We start from the raw sequence: 21,152 nt of genomic DNA on the forward strand, positions 1-21,152 counted from the left end.
AAAAAAATCTGTCCAATGAATCCATGGGCAGAAATGGGCGATGGGATTGTACTTTATCCTGTCGCCTTTTTCTCATATTGGGATTGTCGGCTTTATTCCAGTTATGCCCGATATTTTGAATAGAATTTGAACAACGTAATAAAAGCATTGCGCTATTCAGTCGGGTAATGTAGCTTAATGATGAAAATAGAATACAGGAGGAATTATAGTGAAAAAATCGCATTTAGTTTTGCGGCTCTATTCCTAGTTATCGCCTTATCAGCTTGCGGTAGCAATAAAGCGGCTAGCGAAGAAGAACAAACGAAGGCAAATGTAGAGGATATGAGTGAGACTTATGAAGATTATGTATATCATATCCTCAAAATTCTAAAATTGCAAGGGGGCAATGCTTTTGAATTTGAAAACAATTAGGTTAATAATAGTTATTGCTGGTTTAGCAATGAGTATTGCTAATTTGGTTATTTCTTCCAAAATAAACCGCGGGAGATGATGAATAATGACAAAACCGTTATCCTTTCGATTTTCCGATGACTTTGTAACACTTCTTAGGACGTGGGCATTCGTGACTGGTCAAGATCAAAGAGGATTATTAGAACGTGCTTTTCATGAGTATGCTGAAAAACATCCTGATATTAAAGAAAAGGTCGAAAAGATTATAGAGATTAATAAAAACAAATGACGCCAATAAATGCCCTGCATCTAAAAAATGATGCGGGGTATTATTTTGCAGAGTTATACAAACAAATTGCTTGACACAATTTATTGTGTTTTATTCTATCAATCCCTTGTTGTACCGATTGCTGAAGCCGGGTTAAAGCAACAGAAATCATTGATGAGTTTAATGGGTTAAGCAATGTGCCGAGGCCTAATGCTGGTCTCTTAAAAGAGCAGCATGAAAAAACAATTTAAAAACTCCTTCCAGCCAACAGTCTAATATTGACAACTGCTGCTTAGAAGGAGTATCTCATTTAAGTTAACCTTTTAGCCCCTAGATAGCGAGGTTTCCAATATGGATTATTCATGTCGGAAATTTCTACCCCGCGACTTGAACCAGCGTTAATAAATTTCCCGTTCCCTAAATAAATCCCCATATGAGAAGGGCCTATTTTATAAGTTTGGAAATAAACAAAGTCACCCGGCTGCGGAGAACTTATGCTTTCCATTCGATCCCAATAGCCGGCTACTGACAAGCGCGGATATGAGATTTGCTTGTTAATGACATAGTAAATAAATCCGCTGCAATCAAAAGCAGAAGGCGTCGACCCGCCCCATTGATACGGTGTACCAATAAGAGCTTTGGCATCCGAAATTAACTGATTCACATTTAATGAAGTTGAAGCATGATGAGAATTACCTTGGCCTTGAGATCCAGTGCCGCCATTGGATTGACTTGGTGAACCGCTCATTTTCAGACGCTGGCCGACATAAATCGTATCGCTTTTTAATCCGTTAAGCGATTTAATCTTATCGACTGTTGTCCCATGAGACTTAGCAATCCCCCATAAGGTGTCACCCGGTTTGACTGTGTATGTGCTGGAGTTTGCAGAACTTGAACCGCTGCTTGAACCGGAGCTTGAACCGCCGGTTGACTGGCTTGGTTTGCCGCTCACTTTCAGACGCTGGCCGACATAAATTGTGTCGCTTTTTAATCCGTTAAGCGATTTAATCTTATTGACCGTTGTCCCATGAGACTTAGCAATCCCCCATAAGGTGTCGCCCGGTTTGACTGTGTATGTGCTTGAACCGGAGCTTGCAGATTGGCTTGCATCCGCCTTTCCATCCGGAACAATCAAAGGGCGCCCGGCATAGATAACATCAGAATTTAAATGGTTAAGTGTTTTTAAATGGCTTACTGTTGTATGATATTGTTTGGCCAAGCCCGAAAGCGTGTCGCCATGTTGTATCGTTATTGTCTTTGCGGATGCACTTGCTCCAAAAGTGATGGTTCCTAAGAGTCCCATTGTTGCGATTGCTGATGCCGTTTTTTTCATAAATGTTCCCTCCGAATAAATCTAGCATGGTCTAGTTTATAAATCCTTATTTAATCATTAAATAATTTAATAGATTTTGTCGAAAAATGCTAGATTTATAGAGGGAATAACGACACATGTTAATAAACTTTAATAGTACTGTGTTTTTTCTACTTTCACAATAAATAGTGCCGGGGAACTAAAGCCACTAGGCATGTGACAGGCTCCTCAGCATAGGCATGCTTAATACGACAGGTTGTTTCGGAATTTTGATTAAATTAAACTCAGAAACTAATTCTTTCGCCTTAACGGCTTCCGGCCTATCTATTAAACCGCTGATATAGGCCAAAATGCCAACAACTTTTTCCGGCTGCACACCGGCGGATCGAATGTTATGAATCGTAATTGCTGTCCCGTGTCTTTTCGATAGGCGCCTGCCGTCAGGACCGTATAATAACGGGACATGGATAAAACGAGGGACGGGTAATGATAAGGCTTGATAAAGCAGGATTTGCCGAGGTGTAGAATCTAGCAAATCAGCGCCGCGAAACACATCTGTCATACGCATACCGGCATCATCTACAACAACAGCCAGCTGATAACTCATAAAACCGTCTGCCCGCCGAACAACAAAATCCCCGCCTGAACCAGCGGGATAGAACTGTTCCCCCATTATCCCGTCATTGAAATGGACAGGCTTGTCCGGCAAGGCAAATCGATATGACGGTTGTTTTTCTTTTGCTTTGATTTTCCTTTCTTCAGGTGTGAGATGCCTGCAAATTCCAGGATAAGCAGGTCCTTCAGATAAAAGACCGTGCGGAGCGTTAGCAAGAGCTTTTAAGTCCTTGCGGCGGCAATAACAGGGGTAAAGCCAGCCCTCTTCATTTAACTGATCAAAAGCTCTTTGATACTTGTGTGTTCTTTCACTTTGTTCATAGGGTGCGTAGGGTCCGGATGCCCCCGGACCCTCATCCCAATCTATTCCAAGCCAAAGCAGATCATTGATCATTTGTTTGGCATATACAGGCTTGCATCTCGCCCGATCAATATCCTCTAACCGCAACACAAATTCTCCCCCGGCTTGACGGACTTGAAGCCAAGCCAGCAATGCAGTTCTGGCGTTGCCGATATGACATTCTCCTGAAGGGGTCGGCGCAAACCGTCCGCGAATCATAGTGGATTCCCCCAAACTTTGCTCGTTCGCTTTTTGCTTTCCATGATCTATTAAATATTTTCTTTTCTTATGCAAAAAAAGTCAAATGTTCCGAACAAAAAGGCTTTTATCGTTAGTCTGTTATTTCCCCTTTTTCGCCGTTGAACTTTGCTTTGTTAAAATCTCAAAAAAAGCTTCAGCTGCTTTCGGACGTTCAATATGCGGAGAAAGCACATAAAAGAACATTCTAGTAAATTTCAAATCTTGCAAATGCACAATAGCCAGCTTATCATTTTCAACAGCATCTTTCACTACCCATAACGATAAAATGGATGCCCCTGCCCCGTTAATCACAGCCTCCTTGACACCGTGATTGCTGCTAATCGTTATCAACTGTTTTGGACGTATGCCGTATGATCTCAAAATATGATCCATATATACTCGAGTGCCTGAGCCTTTTTCGCGGGCTATCCAAGTTAAATTTTGAAGCTCCTCAAGACCGGCCTGTTGACGCCATTGATTTTCACAGCGTTTCGGCACGACAATAACCATCTCATCCTCCATAAAAGGCTGGACAACAAGATCTTTCTCAGTCGCCCGACCTTCAATGAGACCGATATCATATTGCAATAGTCCGACAGATTTGCTTATATTTTCAGTATTATCTATATTAATTTCTATATCAATATCCGGATAGCTTTTATTAAATTCAGGAAGAACGGCAGGCAACACATACTCTCCTATGGTATAGCTGGCACCAATCTTTAAAGTCCCCTTCATTGTTTTATGATAATCATAAATTTCATCTCTGGTTTTAGCATATAATTTCAAAATTTGCTTTGCCCGTTCATAAAGAATTTTACCAGATGGCGTAATGTTTAAGTGCTTTGGCGAACGATCAAACAATTTGGTTTGAAATTCGCTTTCCAAATTTTTAATATGCAGACTGACGCTCGGCTGAGACAATAATAATTTTTCTCCAGCTCTTGTAAAATTCTTTTCTTCTGCAACCGTTACAAATGTCTGTAAGGCCTCAATATACACGCTGACCTCTCCAATCATTAGAATTATTAATGATTACAATTATTAATTTATATTTCACTTATGATTACACCTCCATTATATTGAAAATAAGAACAGCTCACAAATTCATTAACAGGGGTGTTAGAATGAGCGAACAACAAGCGTTAAGAGAAGATTTTCAAAATAAACCGTTAAATCAAGCAAAACGCCGCGGCAGCCAGGAGCCTGGGGGCGGCGGCAACCAAGCATTGCTCTGGATGGCCGGTGTGGGTTTTACTTTTGTTATTGCACTCATTGGCTTTTTTCTGGCGAAGATTCCCGGCTTCAGCATGGTTGGGCCGATGGCTTGTTCTATTGTTATTGCGGTTATTTACAGGCAAATTTTCGGATATCCTGAATCATTAAGAAACGGCATTACGTTTTCATCCAAAAAATTATTAAGATATGCCATCGTATTGTTTGGTTTAAAGTTAAATGTCGATACAATTTTGCATCACGGATTAGGGCTGCTGCAGAGAGATGTTTTTGCGGTTGTCTTCGCCATTGTTGCAACCGTTTTATTAGCAAAATTGTTTAAGGCAGATATGTCCTTGTCATTTCTTCTTGGCGTCGGCACCGGCGTATGCGGAGCTTCAGCGATTGCGGCGGTATCGCCTATTGTTAAGGCTAAAGAGGAGGATACAGCAATCGGCGCTGGAATTATCGCCTTAATGGGTACAATTTTTGCGATTGCCTATACGATTTTAAGACCTTATTTGCCGTTGTCTGCAATAGAATACGGGATTTGGTCCGGTTCCAGCTTGCATGAAATCGCCCATGTTGCGCTGGCTGGTGCACCGGCTGGCCAAAATGCGCTCGCGATCGCGCTTTTAGCTAAATTAGGGCGTGTTTTCTTGCTTGTTCCATTATGTCTTGTGCTGGTTTGGTGGATGAATCGTAAAGGGAAAGAAAAAGGCGGAGAGAAAATTGAATTTCCATACTTCCTGATAGGATTTGTTGCGATGAGTCTTTTCGGAAGTTATGTACTTGGCCAATATATACCTGTCACAAAAGGCTTTATGGACGGCGTCTCAAGTCTGACTTCATTTATTTTAACGATGGCGATGGTTGGGCTCGGATTAAACGTCAGCTTTAAAGCGCTTAAAAGCAAAGCTTTCCGTCCATTGCTTGCTATGACCATTACATCTGTCCTGCTGTCATTTGCAATATTTATGTTAGTTTAAAAAGAATTTGCCGATGCCTTTCAGCCAAAAACTGGGCTCTTTTGCCCGGTTTTTTAGTTTGTAAATACATATAATAACTGGTAGAATAATATTAGCAAAATTTCTGTTTTCCATCCTAAATTCCCGCTTTTCTTCTATCCTTTTCAATATTTTGACAAATCTCTTATTAAATTGATCAATAATAGGGGGTCAGCCTATAGTGAATCCTGCACCTAGAGATACAGCTAAACTTCATCACAGAAAAGTATCAAAGCGAAAGCTCATTGAACGATTAGTATTTGTACCTGTTGGCGCCTTGCTCATTGCCATTGGACTTGAAATTTTTTTAGTGCCAAATAATATTATTGATGGCGGCATTACCGGTATTTCAATTATGTTATCCTACCTTACGTCACTTCCGCTTGGTTTGTTTCTTATTCTTTTAAATATCCCTTTTTTTGTACTTGGCTATAAGCAAATCGGAAAAACCTTCGCTCTCACTTCCGTGTATGGCATTCTTCTTTTGTCCATATTTACAAGCTTTCTTATTCCGGTCGATGTCCTGACTAAAGATCCGCTGCTTGCAACTGTGTTCGGCGGCATTTTTTTGGGTGTTGGTGTTGGAATCGTTATTAGAAACGGCGGTTCAACGGATGGAACAGAAATACTTGCTGTTTTATTTAATAAGTCGACGCCTTTTTCCGTTGGCGAAGTGGTCATGGTTATCAACATCTTTATTTTAAGCGGCGCCGGTTTTATCTTTGGTTGGGACCATGCCATGTATTCACTGCTTGCCTATTTTATCGCCTTTAAGGTCATAGATATTACAATAGAAGGTTTCAATCAGTCAAAGTCTGTTTGGATTATTAGTGATCAATATGAGGAGATCGGTGATGCGCTTAATGACCGCCTCGGCCGCGGCATCACGTATTTAAACGGCGAAGGCGCCTATTCAGGCGACGACAAACGAGTGATTTTCACTGTTATCTCCAGACTTGAAGAAGCCAAATTGAAGAGTATTGTGGAAGATCTGGATCCTTCCGCTTTCTTAGCTGTTGGTAATATTCATGACGTTAAAGGCGGGCGTTTCAAAAAAAGAGATATCCATTAAAAAAGACAACTGGGTTTGTTCCTAGTTGTCTTTTTTGTATCTTTAACGGCAGTGTTCACAATAACCGTATATCTCAAATTTGTGTCCTGTGACAAGAAATCCAGTTTGAGATTGAGGCATTTCGGTCATTGGACAAGCTTCAATACTTTCTGTTTTGCCGCATTGCAGACAAATCAGGTGGTGATGATGATGGCTGGTACAATTAAACTGGTACATCTTTTCGCCGTCAAGCTCTGTTGCTTCCAGTATGCCCAAATCCACGAAAAGAGATAAATTGCGGTAGATCGTATCGAAACTTAACCCTTTATATTGATCTTTTAATTGGAGTTGAATATCTTTTGCGGATAAATAACCTTTTCCCTTTTCGAAAAGACGCAAAATATCTGTTCTTTTATCTGTATGTTTGTAACCTTTTTCTTTTAAAGTGTCGAGCGCCTGCTCTAAATTCATGGAACTAACACTTCCTTAATTATCGTTCAGTAAAGGCAAATCATGAAAAAAAATAAAAGTCTTGATAAGGACTGATAAGATTACCCTCATAAATGATAATAACAAAAAAAGCCTTAACGCGCATAGAGGTTTTTTAAAAGCTATTTTTAACAATGACAACAAGCACCGTTTTATTTAACGATGCTTGCGAAGGAAATATTTATTCTTATGGCACACGGGTTAAGTTCATGTTGATGCTAAATGGAGAATAAATATGATTTAACGATTAAACCCCTCGTGCCAGCTGCGGTTTTTTACCACCAGAACCATGGCCACAACGAGATAGCAGCAATAGATGCTAAAGCGATTGGAATTCCCCAATAAGCCCATCCCCAGGCATAGACGCCTGGACCATCAGCGCCGTCGCCATCTAAAGGTCTTAGGTAAACATGTGTCGGATCGACTTTAGTAATAATGCCGCGGTGGACAGTGCCATCATGGCATCTTATTTCAACAGCTTTATTTAAGTGCTGCTGGCAAAGGGCATACATATTTTGTCCCGACATAGACTCCCTCCTAGATAGATACGTTATAAATCATTAATATCTTATGATGCCTGCTCTATCTTTGGATAGGATATTGTCCGCCTTATATAAGACTTGGGTTAAGATCCTGATAAAAATATAAATGGAAAACCTGACCCATCCCTCTTTGCAAACCGAGCGAATCTTACTGATTTTGTGATTATTAATAGTACAGCGGTCATTGTATGCCGAAATCATTCATGATATTTTCCGTCTCTTTCCCTTGTCCTCTTTTTTCTGTATTTCCAATTAAAATGATAAAATCAAGCATGCATTTTAAAATACAAATTTTGGGTCTAAAGGGCGATGTCTAATTGTGGCTTTATCTGATATATTTAATTAAAGTATGTAAATATTTAAAATAATATGACATTATCTTGATTACAGGAGGACTGCTATGAAAAAAATAGCCAATGTTGTTCTTGTTTCATCCTTAGTCAGCGGTTCATGGCTATATCTTGCCGCCCATTCAGCAAATGCCAAAGGATATCCCCCGCCCCAGCCTACAATAGAACACGCATCTAAACCATCAATTGCCATTCCTGATCATGAATCGCCGAAATCATGGGATAATCCGGGGCCTTCATCACCTGTACTGCATCCTGGAACGCCAAATGCAGCAGGTATGAGACAGGAGCCCCTCAAAGTCATGGATGACAAAATTCGTGAAGCCATTAATGAGAAAGTCATGCCGGGGGCGGTTGTTTTAATTGCCCGCCGCGGAACAATTGTCAAAGAGCAAGCCTATGGATATGCTGCAAAATATCAAGATGACCAGTTTACACCTATGAAACATCCTGTCAAAATGACTCCCCATACCATTTTCGACCTTGCTTCAATTAGTAAATTATTCACGACAACAGCCGCAATGCAGCTCTGCGAACAAGGAAAATTCAAACTAGATGACCCGGTCGCCAAATATATTCCGGAATTCGCTAAGAACGGGAAAGAAAAGGTGACGATCAGGCAATTAATGACACATACTTCAGGATTTCAGCCTGACCCTGATACGCCATTATATAACATAAAGGGATCGCGCGAAGACAAATTACGGTATGTTCTGGAACATCCGCTCGAAAATCCGCCCGGTACAGCGTATACGTACAGCGATCTGAATATGATCACACTTGCTGTCCTTGTCGAAAGGCTGTCCGGGGAGCGTTTGGATCAATATATTAAAGAACATATTACAGACCCATTGGAAATGAAAGATACAATGTTCAATCCTCCGGCTTATTTAAAAACAAGAACTGCAGCGACCGAGTACCAGCCGTGGATAGACCGGGGGCTTGTCTGGGGGCAGGTCCATGATGAAAATGCTTGGGCGCTCGATGGTGTCAGCGGACACGCAGGCGTTTTTTCTACGGCTCACGACCTTGCTATATTCAGTCAAATGATGCTAAACGGCGGCCGTTATAAAGGGAAGCAAATTTTGAAACCTTCAACAGTCCGCCTTATGGAAACCAATCAGCTCCCCCAATTTCCCGAGGATTCACATGGTCTCGGCTGGGAACTCCAACAAGGCTGGTATATGGATGCGCTCACCGAACCAACAACGATGGGACATACGGGATTTACCGGAACATCAATCGTCATCAGCCCCAATAATAAAACAATCGTTATTCTTCTGACGAATAGAGTTCATCCGACAAGGAATACGGTTTCAACCAACGGTATCAGAAGAACAGTCGCCAGGCTTGCCGCTGACGCTATTCCTGTAGCAATACCTAATAAAGAAGCGGCGTGGTTTTCCGGTTACGGCGACAACCTGGATCGCTCAATGCAAGCAGATCTGCCAAATGGAGATAGGAAAACATTAACTTTCCGGACATGGTACCTTACGGATAATGAAAATGACTATGGTGCTGTAGAATGGTCTTCTGACGGTAAGACATGGTCCGAGGCCGGTCCAAGATTAACCGGCAGCAATCAAGACTGGAACAGAATATCTATTGAGTTGCCAGCTAAGGCCCGCTATGTGCGTTTTAGATATCATACAGATGGTTCAGTAAATGGCCGCGGCTGGTATGTTTTAAACCCTAAAGCCATTGACTCGCATGGAAAAACCCATGAACTTCATTTTAGCAAAACGGATTGGCAAAAACGGAGGGATTAATAAATGATGACAATAAGGAAGAAAGCGGCGGCTTGTATGGCAGCTGCATTATTCATTGCTTCTCAAACGCTCTTCTCCTATCCTGAAGCTCATGCAAAGGAGAAAAATCAATTCAGCGATCTTCTGATATTGCAAAATGTACCCCAAGTTACCAGCAAAATTAAAAATATGCGCATTCAACTTAACGCGATACACACATATTCTGACGGCCATTTCACGCAAACTAACTCACACCTTGTTTGGTCATCTTCTAATAAGAATATTGCTTCCGTAAATAACAGCGGCCTTGTAAAACTTACTGGACATAACGGCCGGTCATCGATTAAGGTTACTGACGGCAATCACAGCGACCGAATAATTGTCAGCTATAAGACACCCGCTGACAAAGCAGCTTCCCCATCAATCGCCAAAATCATTAAACAAAAAGGTTCAAAATACGATGTTGTAAACCATGCAGTGAAAAAAATGTCACTTGAAGAAAAAATCGGCCAAATGCTCATGCCTGACTTTAGAACTTATAATGGCAATAATGTAACGGAAATGCTGCCGCAAATTCGTGACCAAATTCGCAAATATCATCTGGGCGGCGTCATTCTCTTTCGGGAAAATCTTGTAAACAATAAGCAGATTGTAAAGTTGACAAATGATTATCAAGCGGCGAGCGATAAATACGGTCTTTTACTGACGACTGATCAAGAAGGCGGCATTGTGACTCGGGTGCAATCGGGAACTGATATGCCCGGGAACATGGCTTTAGGAGCTGCAAGGTCCGAGAAAATTGCCAAGCAGGTCGGACGCGCAACCGGCGAGGAGCTGTCAGCCTTAGGAATTAATATAGACATGGCTCCTGACCTTGATGTGAACAATAATCCTGATAACCCTGTCATTGGCGTCAGGTCGTTTGGCGAGGATCCAAAACTTGTTGCACGACTGGGCATCTCTTTTATAAATGGTATGCATGACAGCGGAGTCGCTGCGACAGGCAAACACTTTCCCGGCCACGGTGATACAAATGTTGATTCACATCTTGGCCTCCCTTCAGTTCCTTACGATCTCAACCGATTAAAAAAAGTTGAACTATACCCTTTTAAACAAGCCATGGATGCGGGATTGGATGCGGTCATGACTGCCCATATCACCTTTCCAAAAGTAGACGGTACGAAGGTTGTTTCGAAAAAGGACGGCAGCCTTATCTCATTGCCGGCTACACTTTCCCACAAAATTCTTACCGGTTTGATTCGGGAACAGATGGGCTTTAAAGGGGTTATATTTACCGATGCTATGAATATGCAGGCAATTACTGATAATTTCGGCAATGTCGATGCTGCGATTCGAGCCGTTAACGCCGGCGCTGATATTTTGACCATGCCTGTTGACCTTGACAGTGTTTATACCGGTCTGATTAAAGCTGTTAAAAGCGGAAAAATTAAAGAACAGCGCATCGATGAATCAGTGAAACGAATCTTAACTTTAAAAGTCAAGCAAGGCATCATAAAATCAGAAAATACGGATGATCTTAATAAGAAAATCGACCGGGCCAATCACATCGTCGGCTCGCCTAAACATCAAAAGATTGCACAAAACGCGGCGAATCACGCTGTCACACTCATTAAAAATCACAACGTGCTGCCTTTGAAAAATAAAAATATGAAAAACAGCAATATTACCGTTATCGGCCATAATTACTTAAAAAATTTATCTGACGCGGTAAAAAGATACCATTCTAATATAACAACGATAGACGCAGCTAGTCCGCTTAATGATACACAGCTTAATCAAGTTAAAAAATCAAGCGCGATTATCATCGGCACCTATACTTCTGATGTTGACGGCAGAGCTCAGACAAATCCGCAGATGCAGCTCGTCAATCAATTAATCGAAAAATTAAATAAACCAATTATAGCCGTCGCCATACGTAATCCTTATGATATTATGGCATATCCAAAAGTCGATGCCTATCTCGCCCAATATTCTTTTAATAACGCTAATTTTAACGCAGCTGCCGCCACAATATTTGGCAAAAACGATCCAAAAGGACAATTGCCTGTTACGATTCCTGCTCCTGACGGCAAAGGCAAAGCCCTTTATCCGTTTGGATTCGGCCTTCACTATTAAAAGTCTTTAGGCTTCGAATGTTTCGCAAGCATCTATTAAAAGATGAGGTGATTGACCTTGAAAAGATGGATACTGTCTTTAGGCGTCTTTTTGTTAATCTTATCGGCGGTTGCTGTGTCAGCTTCGGGACATGGCGTCCACTCGGTCATCCAAAAACCGGTTCGCCATCACCAACACATTCAATTAGGCATTGACACTTTATTAAGTGAAAAGAAAGATTTGCTGAAGGGAAAACGCGTAGGATTAATTACTAACCCTACCGGTGTCAATCAGAGGCTGACAAGTGATATTGATTTGTTATTCCACGATCCGGATATTAAGCTAGTGGCTCTGTATGGTCCCGAGCACGGTGTTCGGGGCAGCGCCCAGGCCGGCGAAAAAGTCGATAAATATATTGATGAAGAAACAGGGCTGCCTGTCTACAGCTTATACGGCGATACTAAAAAACCTACGCCGGACATGCTGAAAAATGTTGATGTGTTAGTGTTTGATATACAAGATGTCGGCACGCGCTATTACACTTATATTTCAACTATGGCCTATGCCATGCAGGCTGCCCATGAAAACCATATCCCTTTTATTGTACTGGACCGGCCTGATCCTATCGGCGGCACTCATGTTGAAGGACCCGTATTAGATCCAAAGTACGCCTCATTCGTAGGCTTGTATCCTATTCCGATTCGCCACGGCATGACTGTTGGAGAACTAGCAGGTTATCTTAATAATGAATACCATATTCATGCTGATTTAACAGTTGTGAAAATGAAAGGCTGGAAACGCGGGATGTCTTATAGCGATACACATCTGCCTTGTTGGGTGATGCCCTCACCTAATATGCCTACAGAAGATACCGCTCTTGTTTATCCGGGAACCGGTCTTATAGAAGGCACAAATATTTCTGAAGGACGAGGAACGACCCGCCCATTTGAATTATTAGGCGCGCCTTTTATTAACGGATGGAAACTAGCTCAGAAACTAAATGCTTTGCATTTGCCCGGCGTCATCTTCCGCGATGCTTCATTTACACCGACATTTTCTAAATACAGCGGCCAGCTTGTCCACGGCGTTCAAGTTCATGTCATAGATAAGCAGTCCTATGAACCAGTCATTACCGGTCTATCCATCATTAAAACGATTCATGACATGTATCCTGATAAATTCCAATTCAGCCCCGAAGATAAAAACGGCATCTCTCCGTTTGATCAGATGGTTGGCAATGGATGGATAAGAAAAGATATCAATGCCGGTGTATCTGTCAAAACCATGGAAAAGAAATGGCAGCCTGAACTGAAACAATTTGAAAAGAAAAGAAAAAAGTATTTATTGTATAAATAAAAGCATGGCGTCTTCTCCAAAATAACTTGGAGATGTTATACCGCTGATAGATTTAAATGATAAAAGACAGGGAAAGCGCCCTGTCTTTTTTGCGTACTATCATGCTTACTCGTGCCTTGCATGGTTAATGGTTTGCTGCAATATATTGATCACATGATCGTCATCGCTGGAATAATAAATCGTTTTGCCGTTTCGCCTGGATTTAACAAGTCTTAAATTTTTTAAAAACCTTAATTGATGAGAGACGGTAGATTGAAGCAAATCAAGATGTTCAGATATATGAGTGACTGAACATTCTCCTTGGGAAAGCAAATGAAGAATTCTTATCCTTGTAGGGTCTGAAAGAGCTTTAAATATTTGTGAAACTGTAAACAAAGTTTCTTCATCTAAATCAATATGTTTTTTATCGTCCACTGTCATACCTTCTTTGATAAGATTAACTTATATATTATTAAGGTTATCAAAAAAATGACTGATTTTAAAGTCAATAAGATATCGAATCAAAAAAGGTGATTTAATATCTTGATTTTTTTGTCTTTTTATGTTCAATTTGTGATAAAAGATCTTTTGCTTCGCTATCATTCAAAATGTGCAATTTGTGAAGCAGCGAAACGGTCATTAACATTTTCGTTAAAGGGTCTTTTCCATACATGCCGTCCACATCTTTCCTTTGGTAAACTTTTTTTGCTTTAGTAAAATATATGCAAGTGATGTTATTTTTGTTTAGACACGTCAAAGGGAAACTTAAAAAGACACAACCGCCAATGGCTGTGCCTTCTATATTGAAATCTTAAATACAATCCATCCTTCCCAACTTATAGACGTCTGGCTTCGTCAATAATGATCTTAAGCTTTTCCCGCCGTACCACCCTTCCAAAGACAACAAAGGTCCCGCCCAAACCTAACTTGTTCAATTAATCTATGGTTACAACTCTTCCGTTTTTAAAACAGCACAATCGGATCATAAGTCTACCCTTTCTTCTTCTGCCGATCTTTCGGCCATTTCTTTTTTTGGCGCTATTGCTATTTGGTAATAAACAAGCAGAAGGACAAGCCAAATCACTCCAGAAAAAACTGATATTCTTGTTAATGGCGAGTACACGATTGCCGCAAAAGCCAAGACCAGCATGCCAAGGCCGATGAACGGCAGAATCGGCCAGAACGGCATTGGATACCGCAGCTCTTGCCCGCTCTTTGAAATTTTTCGCCTGAACGTTAATTCTAATACTAATATCACAACCCATGTAAAAATCGACGCGAATGCCGAAGCGCTTGTTATCCAAATATAAACCTCATCCGGCGATAAATAAGTGATGATTGTCCCGATTGAAATCGCTGCCGCTGTCATAATAACGGCAATATAAGGCACTTGATTCTTATTTAATTGATCAACAGCATTTGGCATCATTTGATCGCGCGACATGCTAAATAAAATTCTGCTTCCCCCGTATACCCCGGTATTACAAGATGATAACCCGGCTAAAATAATAATGATATTGACAACTGTTGCTGCCGCAGGAATACCTATTTGTTTAAATAAAAGGACATATGGACTGCCGTTTACATGAATCAAATGAGTCCATGGATAGGCGCATAACATAATAAATATCGACCCTATATAGAAAAACGAAACTCTGAAAGTAATGCTTTGAAAGGCTTTTGGCATTGAAGCCCTTGGATCTCCCGACTCTCCGGCTTCCACAGCTAAAGTTTCAATACCGGAATAGGCTTGGATTACAAGCGAAACGGCTTGGACAACTCCAAGCCAGCCATAAGGCAGAAACCCATGATGCGACGAAAGGTTCGTTAAGCCGACAGCTTGTCCATGATTAAATGCTCCAGTTAAAATCATTAAAGCACCGAATATCATAAATGACATAATCGCAAAGACCTTTAACACCGCAAAGACAAATTCCAGCTCTCCAAACATCTTTACAACCAAAAGATTAGAAACAGTAAATAAAACGAGAGAGATGAGCCCGGGAACCCAGATAGGAAATGCAGGGAACCAAAACTGAATTAATTTCCCGATAGCGGCAAGTTCCGACATGACAGTGGCTACCCAAAAGAACCACCACATGCCGCCTGTCACAAATCCCATTCGCGGACCAAACATGTCATGAGCATAACGGCTGAATGAGCCGGCTACCGGCCTTTCAACTGTTAATTCTCCGAGCGCCCTCATAACGATGGCTGCAACAGCTCCAGCTAATATGTAAGCGATGATAACTCCAGGACCTGCAACTTGAATGGCTTGAGACACACCATAAAATAAACCGACACCGATAACCCCGCCTAAAGCTAAGAATTGTATGTGCCTGTTATTTAAAGAGCGGCTCAAACCTTCAGAATAAGGTTTTTGGCGGCTTTCCATCATTGTCCTCCTAATCGTCGGCTAGAGTTTAACCAAAAATCAGTTTCTCTTCTTAAAATATCATCTGCCTCACTTATGAAATGAAAATTATTCTAATGTTCAGTGATTTAGAGATTAATAACAGGCTTGCCATCGGCAAGCCTGTCTTATCATGAGTCCATGATTAATTATCCCAATTCGCGGCATCTAAATGAGCATACTTAGGCAATAAACGGCGAGGCTTTTTTAGCGCGTCTTTTCGAAATGGCGGCGCCAATTGTGTTCCGTCTACTTTAATATTCAAAACAGTGGGTTGATCCGATTTGATCGCTTCTTCAATTGCTCCTTTGATATCCTCAGGACGATCAATCGTTATGCCGTTTGCCCCCATGGCTTTGGCAACTTCCGCAAAGTCCGGACCTTCGATATCAGCGCCGATAAACCGGTTGTTATAAAAATCCACCTGGTTTTTCTTCTCTGCGCACCATGCCCCATTATTGAATACACAGGCGACGACCGGAAGCTTTTGTTCCACGGCTGTGCTGACTTCGTGCAAACTCATGCCCCACGCGCCATCGCCGACGATCGCAATGACCGGGGAATCAGGATCGGCAATTTTGGCGCCAAGCGCTGCAGGATAAGCGAAACCGCAGTTGCCAAACGTTAATGCCGCAATATGTTTACGGCTTTGTGTGAAATCAAAATAAGCATTAGCTGTTGATGAAGTATTGCCGATATCGCTTGTAACAACTGTATTTTCCGGAATCGCTCTTGAAATTTCAAGCAGAGCGCGGCGAGGGTTGATCGGCGAGCCTTCTGCCATGGCCAGTTTAACACGCTCTTCTTCCCATTTTCTTTTCTCATCAGCTACTTTAGCCATCCGTTCCTTATCGACTTGCACACGAGGCTTTTTCTCTTTTAACCGTTTGTAAATTTCTTCGCTTGCCGCTTTTGCGTCGCCGACGATCGCAGCTTCAACATGGTGAGGGCGGGCAATATGCTTAGGATTAATATCGATTTGAATAATTTTAGCATGTTTCGGGAAGTAGTCAATATCATAGCAAGGCAGCGTGCCAAAGACAGAAAGCCTCGTACCGATCGCCAATAAAACATCCGCGTCCTTAACAATGTTCATTGCTGCTTTTGAACCCATATAACCTATTGGTCCAACTGCTAGAGGATGATCAGCCGGGAAAGCATCGTTATGCATATAAGATGCAGCCACAGGAGCCGTTAAATATTCGGCGATATCTTTCACAGCATCAATACCGTCAGCATCGACTGCACCCCTGCCGGAAATAATCACCGGGCGCTTCGCTTCGGCAAGAATTTCAACTGCTTTTTCAATGGATTCAATAGAACCGCAGCTGCGCAATTCAGCACGATATTGATGAGGTTCCAAAATATAATCTTCAATTTCTCCGTAGAAATAATCACGGGGAATATCGTAAAGAACCGGTCCGCGTTCAGCATAAGCCAAACGGAAAGCTGTTCTTAAGCAGTCAGCCGCTCTAGAAGGATGCGGAACTCGAACCGTTGCTTTTGTAATAGGTTTGAAAACTGATACTTGATCACATTCTTGGAAACCGTCCCAGCCAAGAGATGTTGTACCGGCTGACGGAGAAATCACAACCATTGGTGTATGCGCCATATTAGCTGCGGCCACGGACGTGACCATATTTGTTATGCCAGGGCCGTTTTGACCGACAACAACACCGGCTTTTCCCGTCATTCGAGTGTAGGCATCTTCCATATGAGCCGCGTTTTGTTCATGACGGACCGGAATGAATTTAATGCCTGCCGCCGGCAGCAGATCGAGCATGTCCATAAAAGCTGAACCAAGAATCCCTGTAATATGCTCGACACCTTCAGCAAGCAAAGTTTCTACAATGGCTTCGCTTGGCGTCATTTTTAATTTTGTTTTAGTTTTTGCACTTGTTTCAATATCCCCCATCAATAATTAAAGCCTCCCTCACTTTTAATTCAATTTTTTGATTGCGATTCCAAACAGAATAATAGAATCATAATAAACGCATAACGTGTTAATGTCATGACATTTATTGTTAAAAACAATCGGATATTTCAGGCAAATTGACCCATTTCATGACAACCGTATCATTTGTTCCTTCGTTTTGAGCTATTTCAAATCTAAATCGATCTCCGCGAAACAATGTTTTCACTCTAGCCATCGGTGTTTCGCAAGAATAAAGAACACCGCGCCAAAGCGTTAAAGGGCTGCCGGGATCGACCTTAAGCAAGGACGATTCTTCTAGTTCTGCCGGAACCGATTGAAATGACTGTTTTGAATGTGTGGGAACCAATCCGTATTCTTCTCTTAAAATTTTGTACAGCTTGAGATCTTTCAAGTTTTTTTCTTCCAAAAGATTTGGCGCTAACTTTACCGGAATTTGCGACGTGCGAATGGTTAAACAATTTTTTCGGTTGCCTTTTAAAACAGTCATTTCAAAGACTTCATCATCGTTTGCTAAATGAAGGTCTTTCGCTATTTCAGAGGAAACATAAATTCTGCGGCACTCAATAACTTTTTCCCATTGATATTCAATATTTGAGTCCTCTTCAAAAGTTGAAAAGGCAAGGGCATTATCTGTTATTATTGGCTGTGAAACGAAAGTGCCTCTTCCTCTGCCGCGGATTAAATGGCCCTCCTGAACCAACTCAGATATGGCCTGCCGAATGGTTGGGCGGCTGACGCCATAATCCTCTGCCAGCTGAAGCTCTGACGGCAGCTGATCTCCAACATTATAATGACCCTGTTCGATTTTATGTAAGATATCTTCCCTGATCTGATAGTACAATGGAATTTTGGAATTAAATGAAAAACTCATAACAAATCACCTGGTTGTCCTTTTATTAAGTAAATTCATTATATTTTATCAATTAATAAAATGTCAATGCATTTTATTAATAACTTTCTGTATATTGATCGTTGATAAGGCCATCTTTTAAGCCATTTTAAAACGCCTATGGTTTCCTTATTACCTCTTTAACATTTGAAGTTTCCCAATTGAAAAAAGCCCTTTCATTTCAAGCCGCTTTTATCACGAACATCAATCCCTTTCGCCATGATTCGCCGGTTCGTCAAGAATAGAAAGTTAGATTTGTTCCACTTATATATACAATTTAGCCAATCACATTTTGGGCTCCTGCCGCGTATACCATTAACAGGTCTTGATAAGGAGAGAGATGATGTATTGGTTAACAATTGTCTTATTAGGCGTTGCTGCAAATTTAGATAATTTAGGCATTGCTATTTCTTATGGAATGAAGAAAGTTAAAATCCCTTATTTTTCAAATCTGATCATAAGCATTGTCACTATTATTTTGGCGGGTATATCCCTCATTACCGGTGAAGTGATCACAAATTTCGTTTCACAAGATATCGCAAATGCCCTGGGCGGCGGGTTATTAATTATTATTGGAGGATTTACGATTTGGTCAATTATTCATGACGGGGCTAAGAAGAATAATGAACAATTAGATTCTTCATTCATAAAAATTTTAGGAAACCCGGATCAAGGGGATCTTGACGAAGACCGCATCATATCGAAAATTGAAGCGATTCTGATCGGCATTGCTTTATCTTTAAATGCAATGAGTGTTTCTTTCAGTTCAAGTTTAACAAGTATACATTCTTATATTTTCCTCTTTATCATTGGTCTTTTTTCATTTATTTCGATTGAGATGGGGCAGAGAATTGGAAAGCAAGCATATCAGACAGTTATCGGTCCATACTCTCAGCTTATTGCAGGACTTGTTCTTATTGGGATAGGCATCTATGAAATGATATCATAGAACAGCTTGCCGCATGATTAAAAAAGCGTTCGTCCAATCAAAGGCGCGGCGCTTTTTTACGTATTCAATATTATGATCACAGCCAGCAATAATATTATGAAGAGTGTGCTATACCCCATTCCAATCAGCCGTCGTTTTTAATATACTTTTCAGCAAGCTATATAATTACTTTATTTTCTTCCTTGAAATTTTGAAGATTGCCATTTGAAAGTTGCTGAAACTATTGTCTATCATTCAATAAGCACCTTTAACGCCCTATAAATTTCTACAATTTCATCTATTCTCATTCGGACAAGCCCGCTTGAAGAAGGGGCAACAAAATCAGTGACGCCTTCAACTTCATGCTCATTCTGCACACCCCAGGCAACATGGCGTTTTTTTGTATATTGCTGGTAAACCCCTTTCCCGACAAAGCAAACAATTTGCGGAAGATAAGTTTCAATCTTTTCCCGAAGCTGATTTCTTCCGACTTCATACTCTTCACTGGAAATATCCGCTGCTTTCTTAGTCGGTCTTTGGACTATATTTGTTAATCCATAACCGTAATTAAGAAGTTTATGATCATCCTCCGGTCTTAGTTTTACTGGGGTTAAGCCTGCCTGATAAAGGATTGACCAAAACCGATTATTAGGATTAGCAAAATGATGGCCGGTTTCTCCTGAACGAATGCTTGGGTTAAAACCGACGAATAATATGTTTAAACCTTTTTTAATATAATCTGGAACAGGCCCCATGCTGTAAACCTCCCAATAGAAATGACTATATTATAAATTGTAACGTTATCGAATCAATTAAACCATTAAATATCAAAGAAAAAGCCGATCTCCAAAAGGAAAACGGCAAAAAAGAGGCTTTATATGGGGCGGTTTAAACCAACAGCATACATTTTATAAAGCCATTTAAACTATTGTGACTTGACATGTTTGGCTATTTTCTTGAAAAAGTCTTTAATAAATATTTTCGAAATTCCTGACAATATGGTTTTTCCTACACCGGCGATAAATCCTCCTGCTTTGGCATCGCCTTCATATCTGATCACTGTATTTGGCGCCTGATACGTTAATTTAACGGTGGTGTCCCCTTGAACAAAGCCTTTGGTGCTATTCGCGTTCATGATTAATCGATATTGGTCCGGCGGAGACTTTTCAAGTATTTTTATATCCGCATCATACCTTCCCCTCACCGCCGGAATACCGAGTACAATATGGGCTTTATAATGATCTGGCGCGACTTCTATAAGAGATTGACACCCGGGTGTGGCCTTTTTCAAAACTTCAGGATCATTCAAGGCCTGCCATACTTTTTCTTGCGGCGCTTCAACTAATATTTCCCCGTTGATATTCACGATCTGTATCCCACCTTTACTTCGTCTAGTTATATATAATGAAAAACATTTTTCTTTATAACCATGGATTTAAAATTCAATATATGGTTCTGCTGATAATAAAAAACCGCGGAATCATATTCCGCGGAGGCATGGACTCGTGTTTGATCAGTGAATATTTACCAAAAATATGGAAAAGGTCTAAAGGCATATATACTTCCAAGACCAACGCCTAACAAACCACCTGTAAAACCGCCGGCAAATCAACCAGCAAATGCACCTGGAAATCCCCATCCAAAGGCAAAAATGCCTGGACCGTCCGGACCTTGAGCTCCGTCTATGCCATCAAGTGGACGAAGATAAACTTTCTCGCGGTCTACAGAATGGACAATGCCTCGATGGATAGTGCCGTCATGACAAACGATTTCACACGGTTTATTAATATGTTGGCAGCATTGATTATAGAAACGATCAACGGACACCTTAATACACTCCTTTCCAGCACTCAAAGAAAGGATTAAAATCTTTCTTTAAAGTGTCACTTCTACTAAGGTCTCGCTTTAAAACTTGGCACTTGTAAAGTTTAGATCAAAAAACAAATAAGAGGTGCGGCGTTAAAAGAAT

At 41.0% G+C, this 21,152-nt stretch carries 20 protein-coding genes; 8 read left to right on the forward strand and 12 right to left on the reverse strand.

Translation table 11 applies throughout. The features are described 5' to 3' along the window. Positions 1-177 precede the first annotated feature (177 nt). Both JOD45_RS08945 and JOD45_RS08950 read left to right on the forward strand, forming a co-directional pair. Complete coding sequence (locus JOD45_RS08945; protein WP_205003548.1) at positions 178-411, forward strand: hypothetical protein; 234 nt, start codon at positions 178-180, stop codon at positions 409-411. A gap of 85 nt (positions 412-496) precedes the next feature. Next, complete coding sequence (locus JOD45_RS08950; protein WP_205003549.1) at positions 497-679, forward strand: hypothetical protein; 183 nt, start codon at positions 497-499, stop codon at positions 677-679. A gap of 289 nt (positions 680-968) precedes the next feature. On the opposite strand, the gene JOD45_RS08955 is transcribed toward JOD45_RS08950, so the two are convergent. The 3 genes from JOD45_RS08955 to JOD45_RS08965 all read right to left on the reverse strand — a co-directional run bounded on the left by JOD45_RS08955 (position 969) and on the right by JOD45_RS08965 (position 4,167). Further along, positions 969-1,991 carry a C40 family peptidase gene (locus JOD45_RS08955; RefSeq protein WP_205003550.1) on the reverse strand — a complete coding sequence of 341 codons (1,023 nt, stop codon included), beginning with the start codon at positions 1,989-1,991 and terminating at the stop codon, positions 969-971. A gap of 187 nt (positions 1,992-2,178) precedes the next feature. Continuing rightward, positions 2,179-3,144 carry a tRNA glutamyl-Q(34) synthetase GluQRS gene (gene gluQRS, locus JOD45_RS08960; RefSeq protein WP_205003591.1) on the reverse strand — a complete coding sequence of 322 codons (966 nt, stop codon included), beginning with the start codon at positions 3,142-3,144 and terminating at the stop codon, positions 2,179-2,181. Positions 3,145-3,264: 120 nt separating this feature from the next. Continuing rightward, a complete protein-coding gene (locus tag JOD45_RS08965; protein WP_205003551.1) occupies positions 3,265-4,167 on the reverse strand; it encodes a selenium metabolism-associated LysR family transcriptional regulator in 903 nt (300 codons plus the stop codon). 125 nt (positions 4,168-4,292) lie between these two features. Here JOD45_RS08965 and JOD45_RS08970 point away from each other — a divergent pair, with 125 nt between their 5' ends. Both JOD45_RS08970 and JOD45_RS08975 read left to right on the forward strand, forming a co-directional pair. Next, positions 4,293-5,369, forward strand: coding sequence for a YeiH family protein (locus JOD45_RS08970; RefSeq protein WP_205003552.1), 1,077 nt, complete (start codon positions 4,293-4,295; stop codon positions 5,367-5,369). 199 nt (positions 5,370-5,568) lie between these two features. After that, positions 5,569-6,459, forward strand: coding sequence for a YitT family protein (locus JOD45_RS08975; protein WP_205003553.1), 891 nt, complete (start codon positions 5,569-5,571; stop codon positions 6,457-6,459). Positions 6,460-6,501: 42 nt separating this feature from the next. On the opposite strand, the gene JOD45_RS08980 is transcribed toward JOD45_RS08975, so the two are convergent. Next, positions 6,502-6,909 (reverse strand): Fur family transcriptional regulator, encoded by a 408-nt coding sequence (locus JOD45_RS08980; protein WP_205003554.1) that lies wholly within the window; start codon positions 6,907-6,909, stop codon positions 6,502-6,504. A gap of 293 nt (positions 6,910-7,202) precedes the next feature. Beyond that, positions 7,203-7,454, reverse strand: coding sequence for an LSm family protein (locus JOD45_RS08985; RefSeq protein WP_205003555.1), 252 nt, complete (start codon positions 7,452-7,454; stop codon positions 7,203-7,205). 415 nt (positions 7,455-7,869) lie between these two features. On the opposite strand from JOD45_RS08985, the gene JOD45_RS08990 reads away from it, so the two are divergent. Genes JOD45_RS08990 through JOD45_RS09000 form a run of 3 tightly spaced genes read left to right on the forward strand, consistent with a single transcriptional unit; the run spans position 7,870 to position 13,038 of the window. Continuing rightward, the gene (locus tag JOD45_RS08990; protein ID WP_205003556.1) at positions 7,870-9,588 is read left to right on the forward strand and encodes a serine hydrolase domain-containing protein; all 1,719 of its coding nucleotides are present in this window, start codon (positions 7,870-7,872) and stop codon (positions 9,586-9,588) included. Between the two features lie 3 nt (positions 9,589-9,591). Beyond that, positions 9,592-11,703, forward strand: a complete 2,112-nt coding sequence (locus JOD45_RS08995) for a glycoside hydrolase family 3 protein (RefSeq protein ID WP_205003557.1) — start codon at positions 9,592-9,594, stop codon at positions 11,701-11,703. A 57-nt stretch (positions 11,704-11,760) separates the two neighbouring features. Further along, positions 11,761-13,038: an exo-beta-N-acetylmuramidase NamZ family protein gene (locus JOD45_RS09000; protein ID WP_380897024.1), complete on the forward strand. Its 1,278-nt coding sequence runs from the start codon at positions 11,761-11,763 to the stop codon at positions 13,036-13,038. A 105-nt stretch (positions 13,039-13,143) separates the two neighbouring features. Here JOD45_RS09000 and JOD45_RS09005 read toward each other — a convergent pair whose 3' ends face one another. The 4 genes from JOD45_RS09005 to JOD45_RS09020 all read right to left on the reverse strand — a co-directional run bounded on the left by JOD45_RS09005 (position 13,144) and on the right by JOD45_RS09020 (position 18,237). Continuing rightward, positions 13,144-13,458, reverse strand: coding sequence for an ArsR/SmtB family transcription factor (locus JOD45_RS09005; protein ID WP_205003559.1), 315 nt, complete (start codon positions 13,456-13,458; stop codon positions 13,144-13,146). A 541-nt stretch (positions 13,459-13,999) separates the two neighbouring features. Further along, a complete protein-coding gene (locus JOD45_RS09010) occupies positions 14,000-15,412 on the reverse strand; it encodes an amino acid permease (RefSeq protein ID WP_205003560.1) in 1,413 nt (470 codons plus the stop codon). A 163-nt stretch (positions 15,413-15,575) separates the two neighbouring features. Further along, a complete protein-coding gene (gene xsc / locus JOD45_RS09015; RefSeq protein ID WP_205003561.1) occupies positions 15,576-17,345 on the reverse strand; it encodes a sulfoacetaldehyde acetyltransferase in 1,770 nt (589 codons plus the stop codon). Between the two features lie 109 nt (positions 17,346-17,454). Continuing rightward, entirely contained in the window at positions 17,455-18,237 is a 783-nt protein-coding gene (locus tag JOD45_RS09020; protein ID WP_205003562.1) for a GntR family transcriptional regulator, read from the reverse strand. Between the two features lie 361 nt (positions 18,238-18,598). Here JOD45_RS09020 and JOD45_RS09025 point away from each other — a divergent pair, with 361 nt between their 5' ends. Further along, entirely contained in the window at positions 18,599-19,204 is a 606-nt protein-coding gene (locus JOD45_RS09025; protein ID WP_205003563.1) for a manganese efflux pump, read from the forward strand. A 230-nt stretch (positions 19,205-19,434) separates the two neighbouring features. Here the strand turns inward: JOD45_RS09025 and mug are convergent, their stop codons facing one another. From mug to JOD45_RS09040, 3 genes are all read right to left on the reverse strand, one after another. Next, positions 19,435-19,938: a G/U mismatch-specific DNA glycosylase gene (gene mug / locus JOD45_RS09030; protein WP_205003564.1), complete on the reverse strand. Its 504-nt coding sequence runs from the start codon at positions 19,936-19,938 to the stop codon at positions 19,435-19,437. A 170-nt stretch (positions 19,939-20,108) separates the two neighbouring features. Next, positions 20,109-20,549 (reverse strand): SRPBCC domain-containing protein, encoded by a 441-nt coding sequence (locus JOD45_RS09035; protein WP_205003565.1) that lies wholly within the window; start codon positions 20,547-20,549, stop codon positions 20,109-20,111. Between the two features lie 242 nt (positions 20,550-20,791). Further along, entirely contained in the window at positions 20,792-21,010 is a 219-nt protein-coding gene (locus tag JOD45_RS09040) for an LSm family protein (RefSeq protein ID WP_205003566.1), read from the reverse strand. Positions 21,011-21,152 lie beyond the last annotated feature (142 nt).

Origin of the sequence: Scopulibacillus daqui (assembly GCF_016908855.1) — a bacterium.
GTDB lineage: Bacteria > Bacillota > Bacilli > Bacillales > Sporolactobacillaceae > Scopulibacillus_A > Scopulibacillus_A daqui.

What these genes read in the sequence shown, in the direction of transcription:
- JOD45_RS09020 (WP_205003562.1), bottom strand. Translation starts at nt 18,237, where the DNA reads ATGAGTTTTTCATTTAATTCCAAAATTCCATTGTACTATCAGATCAGG.
- xsc (WP_205003561.1), bottom strand. Translation starts at nt 17,345, where the DNA reads ATGGGGGATATTGAAACAAGTGCAAAAACTAAAACAAAATTAAAAATG.
- mug (WP_205003564.1), bottom strand. Translation starts at nt 19,938, where the DNA reads ATGGGGCCTGTTCCAGATTATATTAAAAAAGGTTTAAACATATTATTC.
- JOD45_RS08985 (WP_205003555.1), bottom strand. Translation starts at nt 7,454, where the DNA reads ATGTCGGGACAAAATATGTATGCCCTTTGCCAGCAGCACTTAAATAAA.
- JOD45_RS09010 (WP_205003560.1), bottom strand. Translation starts at nt 15,412, where the DNA reads ATGGAAAGCCGCCAAAAACCTTATTCTGAAGGTTTGAGCCGCTCTTTA.
- JOD45_RS09005 (WP_205003559.1), bottom strand. Translation starts at nt 13,458, where the DNA reads ATGACAGTGGACGATAAAAAACATATTGATTTAGATGAAGAAACTTTG.
- JOD45_RS08945 (WP_205003548.1), top strand. Translation starts at nt 178, where the DNA reads ATGATGAAAATAGAATACAGGAGGAATTATAGTGAAAAAATCGCATTT.
- JOD45_RS08970 (WP_205003552.1), top strand. Translation starts at nt 4,293, where the DNA reads ATGAGCGAACAACAAGCGTTAAGAGAAGATTTTCAAAATAAACCGTTA.
- JOD45_RS09025 (WP_205003563.1), top strand. Translation starts at nt 18,599, where the DNA reads ATGTATTGGTTAACAATTGTCTTATTAGGCGTTGCTGCAAATTTAGAT.
- JOD45_RS08990 (WP_205003556.1), top strand. Translation starts at nt 7,870, where the DNA reads ATGAAAAAAATAGCCAATGTTGTTCTTGTTTCATCCTTAGTCAGCGGT.
- JOD45_RS08995 (WP_205003557.1), top strand. Translation starts at nt 9,592, where the DNA reads ATGATGACAATAAGGAAGAAAGCGGCGGCTTGTATGGCAGCTGCATTA.
- JOD45_RS08980 (WP_205003554.1), bottom strand. Translation starts at nt 6,909, where the DNA reads ATGAATTTAGAGCAGGCGCTCGACACTTTAAAAGAAAAAGGTTACAAA.
- gluQRS (WP_205003591.1), bottom strand. Translation starts at nt 3,144, where the DNA reads ATGATTCGCGGACGGTTTGCGCCGACCCCTTCAGGAGAATGTCATATC.
- JOD45_RS08950 (WP_205003549.1), top strand. Translation starts at nt 497, where the DNA reads ATGACAAAACCGTTATCCTTTCGATTTTCCGATGACTTTGTAACACTT.
- JOD45_RS08955 (WP_205003550.1), bottom strand. Translation starts at nt 1,991, where the DNA reads ATGAAAAAAACGGCATCAGCAATCGCAACAATGGGACTCTTAGGAACC.